This is a genomic window from Cellulomonas sp. P4_B5_2 (assembly GCF_056402235.1).
Genome location: NZ_JBFUHU010000144.1, coordinates 1 through 9,023, shown reverse-complemented (window position 1 = coordinate 9,023; position 9,023 = coordinate 1). Strand labels below are relative to the sequence as shown.

Genomic DNA, 9,023 nt, shown 5'->3' with positions numbered 1-9,023 from the left:
GGTTGACGTAGGGATACAGCGTGACGTTCTGCGCCCCCGGTGTCGGCGGCTGCGCCTCGACGCCGAGGTTGGCCTGCATGCGGCCGAACTCGTCGAACGTGGTCGCGTTCATCTCGTCGTGGATGGCCTTGGGCTGGAGCGTGACCGACGACTTGGTCGCCTGGGCGCGCAACGTGTTGAACCCGAAGGCCGTCGTGTCGTTGATGCGGACGAGGCCGTCGCACTTCTGCAGCGGCGAGCCCTTGGCGTTGCAGTTGCTGCTCGCCGCGAACGTCGAGCCGTAGGCGCTGTTGTACGCGGCCTGGCCGACGATCACCGGGTGCTGCCCGGACTCGAACACGCCGGTGCCCTGGGCGTTGTGCTTGAACGCCGCCTGCAGCCGCGCGAGGTCGAAGGGTGCCGCCGGGGTGGTGGCCGCGATCTTCACCTGCATGACCGTCCGGGTGTTCGGGCCGTACCCGGGCATGATCGCCGGGGCGCCGACCGGGCTGAGGTCGGGTGCGCCGGTGTAGTAGTCGTACGACGGCACGCGAGCCGGGAAGGCGGCGGGAGCGTCGTTGTACAGGATGAGCGTGCTCCCCGCGAACTTCGAGAAGTCCACGATGACGTCCGCACGCTCGGCCGGTGCCAGCAGCAGCGAGTGCTTGTCCACGTTCCCGACGTCGAAGCGCGTCGGGTCGGTGATCCACGTCGTCGGCTGCTGCCCGTCGATCACGGCCGGGGCCGGCAGGAAGCCGCCCTCGCTCGCGATCTGCACCCAGTCCGGCCCCGCGGCGCTCGTGAGCGCGCCGACGGGCGTCGGGAAGACCGTGGGGTCGGTCTGCGCCGCCGCAAGCAGGTTCGAGTCGAGCGCCACCTCGGTGGTCCCGTCGCCCTGGGTCGGGTCGGCGAGGTACCACTGGAAGTTGAAGAACCTGTCGTTCGCCGCGTTGAGCACGCGCATCCGGTAGGTCTTCGGGTCCAGCGTGACCGTCGGGTAGGCCACCCCGTTCACGAGCGGGGTGTCGTTGAACTGCTCCATGCCCACCGAGATGTTCGGTATGCCGGGGATCAGCTCAGGCTCGCAGAACGGGTCCGTGTCGTACTGCCACGTCGACGGGACGTCCAGGTTGCAGGCGGGGTCGTAGTACGGGTTCGCGATCGGCCCGTACTTCGTGTCGGCAGCCGGTGGCCAGAACCACGGTCCGTACATCCAGCGCCCGTACGCGCTCATGCCCGACGGGTCGCCGGGGTTCTGCGCGGGCATGTAGACGTGGTGGTACCAGAAGCTCCCCTTGGTGCCCCACCGGGCGGTGTCCCACGTCGGGTCCTGTGCCGCGAGCTGCTCCGCTCCGGGCACGAAGGTCTTGTCCTGCACGATGAGCGGGATCGTGTCGCCGGCACCGGGGATCGTCCCGGCGTCGACCAGTGCGCGTTCCGTGGGGTCGCTGATCATGTACCCGGCGGCCTCGCCGGCGTAGACGTTCAGTCGGGTGATGCCCCACGAGTGGTCGTGGTAGAACATCAGCCGCGCGCTCTGCTGGTTGGTGTAGTAGAAGGTCTGGCAGCCGTCGTCGCCCGCCGTGCAGCCGGACGTCGCCATGTCGGGGACCTCGCTCACACTGACGCCCTGCGGCCACGCGGTCGACTCGCCGGCCGGCGTGATCCACTGGTGAGGCGTCCCGTCACTGATCCACGGCGTGATGCCACCGTGCAGGTGCAGGGTGGCGCGGTTGTCCGCGAAGCAGCTGTCCGGCTTGGGGTACTGCGAGCACTCCGGGTTGCGCACCGCGTCGAGCACCGTGCCCTGGTCGACCGGGTCGGCCATCGTCATCGGGCCCATCCCTGAGCCCATCAGGCTGCTGTCGGTCGGCAGGAACAGGTCACCGGCGGACCCGGTGGGCAGCAGGTTGCGGAAGACGATCCGCACCGGGCGGTCCTTGGTCGCGGCGATGATCGGGCCGAGGTACTGCGGACTCGTCACGGCGAGGTACTGCTGGCCGTTGGCGTCGGTCGCCGGCGCCGAGGTGCCGTCCAGCAGCTCGTTGACCAGCGGGAAGTGCTGGCTGACCGCTGCGTTGGCGGCGGTCTCGAGCTGCACGTAGCCGCGCACGAGCGAGGCCGGCAGGTCGGAGCTGAACGTCGACCGGTACTGGACCAGGCCGATGACGTACTCGTCGGCCACCTGCGTGCCGTACGTCGTGGCCTCGGGGACCGCGACCGGCAGGAACTTGGCGGACGGGTCGCTCGGGCAGCCTGCACCGGCCGGGTCGCACGGCAGCGGCAGCGCGTCCTGGAACTTGCGCATGCCGACCGTGAGGTAGCCGCTGCCCGGCTGGGTCACCGCGATGCCGGTGACGGCGCCGACGGACGTCCGTGCGCTCGCGGCCGCACCGGAGCCGGTGCCGTCGGGATCGCTCACCGTGACCGTCGGCGCGCTCGTGTAGTCGGCCCCGAGCTCGAGCGGGGTCACCGCCGAGAGGGCGAGCGTCGAGCTCACCTGGGCAGGCGTCGCCCCGGAGATCGGGTCGAAGATCGTGCCGTTGTGGATCGCGACCCCCGGCGCGCTGGTGTACCCGGAGCCGGGCTCGTCGACCACCACGGCGGTGATCACACCGGCTGCGTCCATGCCGTCGACTGCGTCGCCGTTGGCGATCATCGGCACGTGGCCCCTCGCCTGCGTGCCCTCAGGCACCGCGGGCAGGTCGAACTCGACGGTGGGCATCGTGTACCCCGCACCGCCGTCCGCGATGATCACGGCGTCGACGCCGCCTGCGGCCGTCGCGGTGGCACCCGTGCCGCCGCCGCCGTCGACCGTGACCGCGAAGGTCGTGTAGCCGGCACCGGGGTCGTCCACGACATACCGCGTCACGACACCGGTGCTCGCGATCGYCGCGACCGCCGCCGCGGTCCCGTCGCCGCCGGTGATGGTGACCTGGGGAACGGTCGTGTAGCCGCTGCCGGGTACGGTCACCTCGATGCTGGCGATCCCGCCGGAGACCGGGTCGACGGTCGCCGAACCCTCGGCGCCGACCCCGTCACCCGTGATCGACACGCTCGCCGTCGGGAGCGTGAAGGGGCTGTTGGCCCAGTTCGGCGACGGCCCGAAGTAGTGCGGCACCACGGACGAGTCGGTGGGGCCCGTCGGCAGTGCGGCAGGAAGCACGGACGAGGAACCGACCGCACCGCTCTGGCCTGCCGGAAGGATCATGGCGGCGACGACGACGGAGATCGAGACCGAGGCGAGCCCCGCACGGCGGGCGCCACGACGTCGATGCCGACTTGGGGACCCAGCTTGCGCGACCAGTTGCGATGACATGAGATTCCTTCCACCCGCCGGACTCCCGGGCCGTCTCGACCCGGGACCAGTGCCCACGCCTTCGTGGGCGAAGTGATCGACCGGGCGCACCGCTCTCCCGCCGATGGACGCTCTCGACACGCTGTTCAGCTCTTGCCAGAATTACCCGGCTTTGTCCGCATGCGGGCAGGGCCGAAGGTCCCGGGGTCGCACACCTCCGGGTCACCTGGTCGGGTCAGACCCGGACCTCCGCAGTCGCGCCAAGCCCTCCCAGGGCACGGAGAGCGGCGACTCCCACCGGCTCAGCGGCCAGGAGCGGGACGATCGCGCACCGGGCGACACCCTCTGCCCGCACGCGGGCGATCTGGTCCGTCTCGGCCGCGCCGCGGCGCCGCAGCAGCGGGTCGGTGGTGGAGGCTGCTGCCACGCAGTCGTTGATCACCCAGGCCCACGGGTGGATGCCCGCACGGTGAAGATCCTCGGCGAGCTCCTCAGCCTCGAGCACCGGGGTGGCTTCCGGCAGGGTGACGATGAGGATCTTGGTGTAGTCGGGGTCCTGCAGCCGCATCATCGGGGTGGTGAACGTCGCGGCGCTCGGGCCCATCTGCCGCACGACGTCCCGGTGGTAGGACCCGGTGGCGTCGAGGAGCAGCAGCGTGTGCCCGGTGGGCGCCGTGTCGATGACGACGAATCGGCGCCTGCCCTCGTTGACGACCTTGGAGAAGGCCTGGAACACGGCGATCTCCTCGGTGCACGGGGAACGCAGGTCCTCCTCCAGGCCGGCACGTCCCGCCTCGTCCAGGGAGGCGCCCCGGCGGGTCAGGACCGACTGGCGGTACCGCTCGGTCTCGACTGCAGGGTCGATCCGTGAGACCTCGAGGTTCGGGACCGCCCCTGCGAGGGTCTGCCCGAGGTGGGCCGCCGGATCGGTGGTGGTCAGGTGGACGGGCAGCCCGCGTTCGGCGAGTGCAACGGCGATGGCGGCGGCGATGGTGGTCTTGCCGACGCCACCCTTGCCCATCGTCATGATCAGGCCGTGCTCCTGGGTGGCGAGCTCGTCGATGAGCGCAGCGAGCGGGTCGACTCCCGTCGGCACGAGGTCATGCGGCTCGGGGAGCCGGATGGACGACAGGTCGTCCGGCGCGAAGAGGTGCGCGAGCGCGTTGAGGCCCACCATGTTCTCGCCCTTGAGGGACAGCACGTCCCGGGGCAGTGCGGCGAGGTCCGGGGGCAGGGCCGCGAGGACGGCCTGCTCGCGCTCGTGGACGGCGGTGGCCAGCGCGTCGCCGGAGAGCGGGACGGGCATGACCGCGTTGATCACGAGGTGTTGGTGGTGCAGCCCGAGGGCGGCTAGCTCGTGATGCGTGCGCTGGACCTCCGCGACCGCCGCCTGGTGAGCCCGGGTCACCAGGACGAGACGGGTGCGACGCGAGTCGGCGAGGGCCGCGACGGCGGCGGCGTAGACCGTGCGCTGGCGGTCGAGACCGGCCAGCGGTCCGAGGCAGGAGGCGTCGCCCTTGCCCTCCTCGAGGAAGTCGGTCCAGGACGCCGGGAGCTGCAGGAGCCGGATGGTGTGCCCGGTCGGCGCGGTGTCGAAGACGACGTGGTCGTACTCGGCGGCCGCGTCCTCGGTGAGCAGCGCCGTGAACTCGTTGAACGAGGCGATCTCGGTGGTGCACGCACCCGCCAGCTGCTCCTCGATGAGCGCGACGTCGGCGGCGGGCAGGATGCCACGGACCGGACCGACGATCCGCTCCCGGTAGGCGGCCGTGGCCTGCTCCGGGTTGATCTCCAGAGCCCAGAGCCCGAGGACCGCAGGAACGGGCGTGATCGTGTTGCCGATGCTCAGCCCGAACACCTGCCCCACGTTCGATGCGGGGTCGGTGCTGACCAGCAGGACGGACCTGCCCGTGCGGGCCAGCGCGATCGCGGCGGCGCAGGCGATGGAGGTCTTGCCCACCCCGCCCTTGCCGGTCAGGAACAGCAATCGCGGGGCGCCGACCAGGAATCGCGGCAGGGTCGGGTCGGTCAGCACGACCCACCGCCGCCGCAGCACCCACCCGTGGAACCCGCCATCGGCAGGAGGGTGCCGACCGGCGCGGCCGCGCTCGGGGCGGCCCAGCGCGCCAGCTCGGCGCGACTGGGGTAGCGGCCTGCCATGGCGATGGTCCCGTCGACCAGGACCAGAGGGAGGCCCTCCGAGCCGGACACCCGCAGGAAGTCCAGCACGGCGGGCGTGCCGGCGAACTCGCCCGGCTCGCCGGCCAGGTTGAAGCGCGAGACCGCGACACCCTGGTCCCGCAGCCAGTCGAGGTCGGCCGAGAACGTCACCAGCTCCTGCGGGACGTTCGGCCCGCACACGCCGGTGCTGCAGCACAGTGCCGGTTCGAAGACTGCGATGGTGCTCATCTGCCACGACCTCCCAGGAATCGCATCGACGGCCGTCGATATCGACCAGTGTCGATCCGTGGACGTCGTCGACAACGTGACCTTCGTCCTGCGCCCGACCCCCGCCAGGCTCTGGGACCCAAGTTCACGCGCTCCCGCCGACCCGGCCGCGGGAACAGGTCTCCATCGGTTCTTCATCGTCCGTGAGCAGAACGTGGATCGGCGTCCCCGACGGTGTGGTGAGCGCCGGACCGTCCGGCGCGTTGAGTGAAGGAGCGTGCACATGACCGCCACCGCACCCGCTGCCACCCGGAGGTCGGTACCGTCAGGCATGAGCATCGTCGATCACCTGTCGCCGCTGTTCGGCAGCCGGCAGGGCACCAACCGCCTGCGCCTGATGCCGACCGACGACTACGAGGCCTCCGACGCGACCGCGTCGGTCGGGGCGACGGCAGCCCGCTTCGTGTCGATCGCGTACACCTGGTCCGACGGCGACGCCCCGCAGGACGGTCTCCTGCTGATCGGCGGAGACGCGACCACGGAGGGCGGCGCCCACGCCGTGTGGGTGGACTCCTGGCACACGGGACCGACCTGGATGACCTTCACCGGCGGCGTCGACGACGCCGGCGTGCTGCGGCTCGAGGGCTCCTACCCCGCAGAGTCCGGACCGGACTGGGGCTGGCACATCCACGTCCGGCCGCAGGACGAGGCGATCACCATGCACAACGTCGTGCCCGGGCACGACCCGTACCAGGTCGTCGAGCTCACGCTTCACCGCACCGACGAGTGATCCCCGGCCGGACACCACGTGGTGCCGACCGGGGATCGTCGCGGGACGACGCCTCTCAGCTGATCTTGCGCCGGTACACGGCCATGGACCAGACGTAAGCCAGCACGAGGATGCCGACGCACCAGGCCAGCGCGATCCAGATGTCGCTGCCGACGGGCTGCCCGGCGAACAGGTTCTGGAGGGTGTCGACGATCGAGGTGACCGGCTGGTTCTCTGCGAACCACCGCACCGGACCGGGCATGGTCTCCGTCGGGACGAAGGCCGAGCTGATGAACGGCAGGAAGATCAGCGGGTACGAGAACCCGGCGGCACCGTCCACGGACTTCGCCGACAGGCCCGCGACGACGGCGAGCCAGGTGAGCGCCAGCGTGAAGAGCGCGAGGATCCCGCCGACGGTGAGCCAKGCCAGCACGTCCGCCGAGGTGCGGAACCYCATGAGCAGGCCCACGAGCACGATGATGACGACCGTGATCGCGTTCGACACGAGCGAGGTCAGCACGTGCGCCCAGAGCACGGCCGAGCGCGTGATCGGCATCGAGTGGAACCGCTCGAAGATGCCGCTCTGCAGGTCGGTGAAGAGCCGGACCGCGGTGTAGGCGATCCCGGACGCGATCGCGATCAGCAGGATCCCCGGCAACAGGTAGTTGACGTAGTTGTCGGTGTCCGTCTGGATGGCGCCGCCGAACACGTACACGAACAGCACCATGATGGCGATGGGCGTCACGGCGGTCGTGATGATCGTGTCCACGCTGCGGGTGATGTGACGGATGGAACGGCCCGTGAGAAGGGTCGTGTCCCCGACGAAGCTCGTGCTCATGACTGGTCCTTCCTGGCCGTCGTGTCCTTGCTCCCGCTGCCGACCAGCGCGAGGAAGATCTCCTCGAGCGTCGGCTGCTTCTCGACGTACTCGACCGTCGCCGGCGGCAGGAGCTGCTTGAGCTCGGCGAGGGAGCCGTTGGCGATGATGCGGCCCTCGTGGAGGATCGCGATCCGGTCGGCCAGCTGCTCGGCCTCGTCGAGGTACTGCGTGGTGAGCAGGACGGTGGTGCCCTGCGTGGCGAGCTCCTGGATCACCTTCCACACCTCGAGACGAGCCTCGGGGTCGAGCCCCGTGGTCGGTTCGTCGAGGAAGATCACCTTTGGCTTCCCGATCAGGCTCATCGCGATGTCGAGCCTGCGGCGCATGCCTCCCGAGTACGTGGCCACCCGACGCGATGCCGCGTCGGTGAGGTCGAACCGGGCCAGCAGGTCGTCGGCCACCTGTCCGGGTGCGTCGACGCGTCGCAGCCGGGCGACGAGCACCAGGTTCTCCCGGCCCGACAGGATCTCGTCGACCGCGGCGAACTGGCCGGTGAGGCTGATGGACTCACGGACCCGCAACGGGTCCGTCGTGACGTCGAAGCCGTTGACCGCGGCGGTGCCGGCGTCCGGCTTCAGCAGCGTGGACAGGATCCGCACGATCGTCGTCTTGCCGGCTCCGTTGGACCCGAGCAGCGCGAAGATGCTGCCGGGCGCTACGTCGAAGTCGACGCCCCGCAGGACGTGCAGCTCGCCGTAGGACTTCTCCAGGCTCTGGAGGCGGATCGCGGGTCCGCGATCCTGGGTGCTGGACATGTGTGTCGTTCCCCTCTTCTGGTGTGGTCCGTGCTCAGCGGGCGCGCTGGACGGTGATGTTCCCGGACCGGGTACGGGCCCGGATCGCGACGGACTCCTCGGACTCCGCGGGCGCGCGGTCGGCCTCGAGGTGGTTGCGCACGTGCCCGTCCTTCGAGGACAGGTCGAGCCAGGCGGGGACGCCCTCCCGGACGCCGACGGTGACCTGCCCGTAACCGCTCTCGACCTGGATGGCGCCGGCGGAGACCTCGTCCAGCCGGATGGCGCCGTACGCGGTCTTCGCCGTGACCGAGGCGAGAGCGCGGGTGATCTCCAGGTCGCCGTAGGAGAGCTTGGCGTCGAGCTCCCCGCCGGACTCACCGACGTGGACGGAGCCGTGGGACGCCTTGAGGATCGCGTCCCCGCTGACCGTGCCCAGTCGGATCTGACCGTGGTCGGCCGTGATCTCCACCCCGCCCTGCGCGGCACCCACCGTGACGCCGCCGTGGCCGGCGCGCAGCCACAGGTCACCGGTGGTGTCGAGGTCCGCTCCGCCGGACGACGCCTTGATCCGGGTGGCGCCGAGGCGGCCGGTCGTGCGGACGTCGCCGCCCGAGATCTCGGCCGTGAGGCGCGACCCGGTCGGCAGCTCGACCACGACGTCGACCGAGTCGAAGGGACCGGGGCCGATCCAGCTGAGGCGGGGCTTCGGGCCGGTGATCGTGAGCCGCTGGCCGTCGAAGTCGACCTTGGTGTCCTCGACTCCCCGGCGGTCGACCGACTTGGCCGGGTTGGTGGCCTTCACGGTCACGACGGTGTCGGTGCGGTCGCCGGCGACGACGACGATCTCGCCGACCGGCAGCTTGACGGCGAGGTCGATCGGGCCGGGGGTGCTGAAGGTGGGCATGCTGGCGCCTTCCTGGATCTGGGTGTGTTCGTCCGGCCCCGCGGGTCCGCGTGGCTGGTGGGTCGGAG

General features: G+C 70.7%; 7 protein-coding genes. 1 reads left to right on the top strand and 6 read right to left on the bottom strand.

Translation table 11 applies throughout. The annotated features are described in order from the left end of the window. From AC1DUQ_RS11865 to arsD, 3 genes are all read right to left on the bottom strand, one after another. The coding region (locus AC1DUQ_RS11865; RefSeq protein WP_477073847.1) for a cupredoxin domain-containing protein at positions 1-3,190 on the bottom strand (3,190 nt) is incomplete at its 3' end. A gap of 322 nt (positions 3,191-3,512) precedes the next feature. After that, positions 3,513-5,312, bottom strand: a complete 1,800-nt coding sequence (arsA, locus tag AC1DUQ_RS11860) for an arsenical pump-driving ATPase (protein WP_477061901.1) — start codon at positions 5,310-5,312, stop codon at positions 3,513-3,515. Next, positions 5,306-5,686: an arsenite efflux transporter metallochaperone ArsD gene (gene arsD / locus AC1DUQ_RS11855; protein WP_477061900.1), complete on the bottom strand. Its 381-nt coding sequence runs from the start codon at positions 5,684-5,686 to the stop codon at positions 5,306-5,308. Before arsD ends, arsA begins: the two co-directional genes overlap by 7 nt. 310 nt (positions 5,687-5,996) lie before the next feature. On the opposite strand from arsD, the gene AC1DUQ_RS11850 reads away from it, so the two are divergent. Beyond that, on the top strand, positions 5,997-6,455 hold the full coding sequence (locus tag AC1DUQ_RS11850; protein ID WP_477061899.1) for a DUF1579 family protein: 459 nt from the start codon (positions 5,997-5,999) through the stop codon (positions 6,453-6,455). A 55-nt stretch (positions 6,456-6,510) separates the two neighbouring features. On the opposite strand, the gene AC1DUQ_RS11845 is transcribed toward AC1DUQ_RS11850, so the two are convergent. Genes AC1DUQ_RS11845 through AC1DUQ_RS11835 form a run of 3 tightly spaced genes read right to left on the bottom strand, consistent with a single transcriptional unit; the run spans position 6,511 to position 8,955 of the window. Beyond that, positions 6,511-7,272 (bottom strand): ABC transporter permease, encoded by a 762-nt coding sequence (locus AC1DUQ_RS11845; RefSeq protein ID WP_477073846.1) that lies wholly within the window; start codon positions 7,270-7,272, stop codon positions 6,511-6,513. Next, on the bottom strand, positions 7,269-8,069 hold the full coding sequence (locus AC1DUQ_RS11840; RefSeq protein WP_477061897.1) for an ABC transporter ATP-binding protein: 801 nt from the start codon (positions 8,067-8,069) through the stop codon (positions 7,269-7,271). Before AC1DUQ_RS11840 ends, AC1DUQ_RS11845 begins: the two co-directional genes overlap by 4 nt. A 34-nt stretch (positions 8,070-8,103) precedes the next feature. Next, the gene (locus AC1DUQ_RS11835; protein WP_477073845.1) at positions 8,104-8,955 is read right to left on the bottom strand and encodes a DUF4097 family beta strand repeat-containing protein; all 852 of its coding nucleotides are present in this window, start codon (positions 8,953-8,955) and stop codon (positions 8,104-8,106) included. Between the last annotated feature and the right edge of the window lie 68 nt (positions 8,956-9,023).

What these genes read in the sequence shown, in the direction of transcription:
- arsD (WP_477061900.1), bottom strand. Translation starts at nt 5,686, where the DNA reads ATGAGCACCATCGCAGTCTTCGAACCGGCACTGTGCTGCAGCACCGGC.
- AC1DUQ_RS11835 (WP_477073845.1), bottom strand. Translation starts at nt 8,955, where the DNA reads ATGCCCACCTTCAGCACCCCCGGCCCGATCGACCTCGCCGTCAAGCTG.
- AC1DUQ_RS11850 (WP_477061899.1), top strand. Translation starts at nt 5,997, where the DNA reads ATGAGCATCGTCGATCACCTGTCGCCGCTGTTCGGCAGCCGGCAGGGC.
- AC1DUQ_RS11840 (WP_477061897.1), bottom strand. Translation starts at nt 8,069, where the DNA reads ATGTCCAGCACCCAGGATCGCGGACCCGCGATCCGCCTCCAGAGCCTG.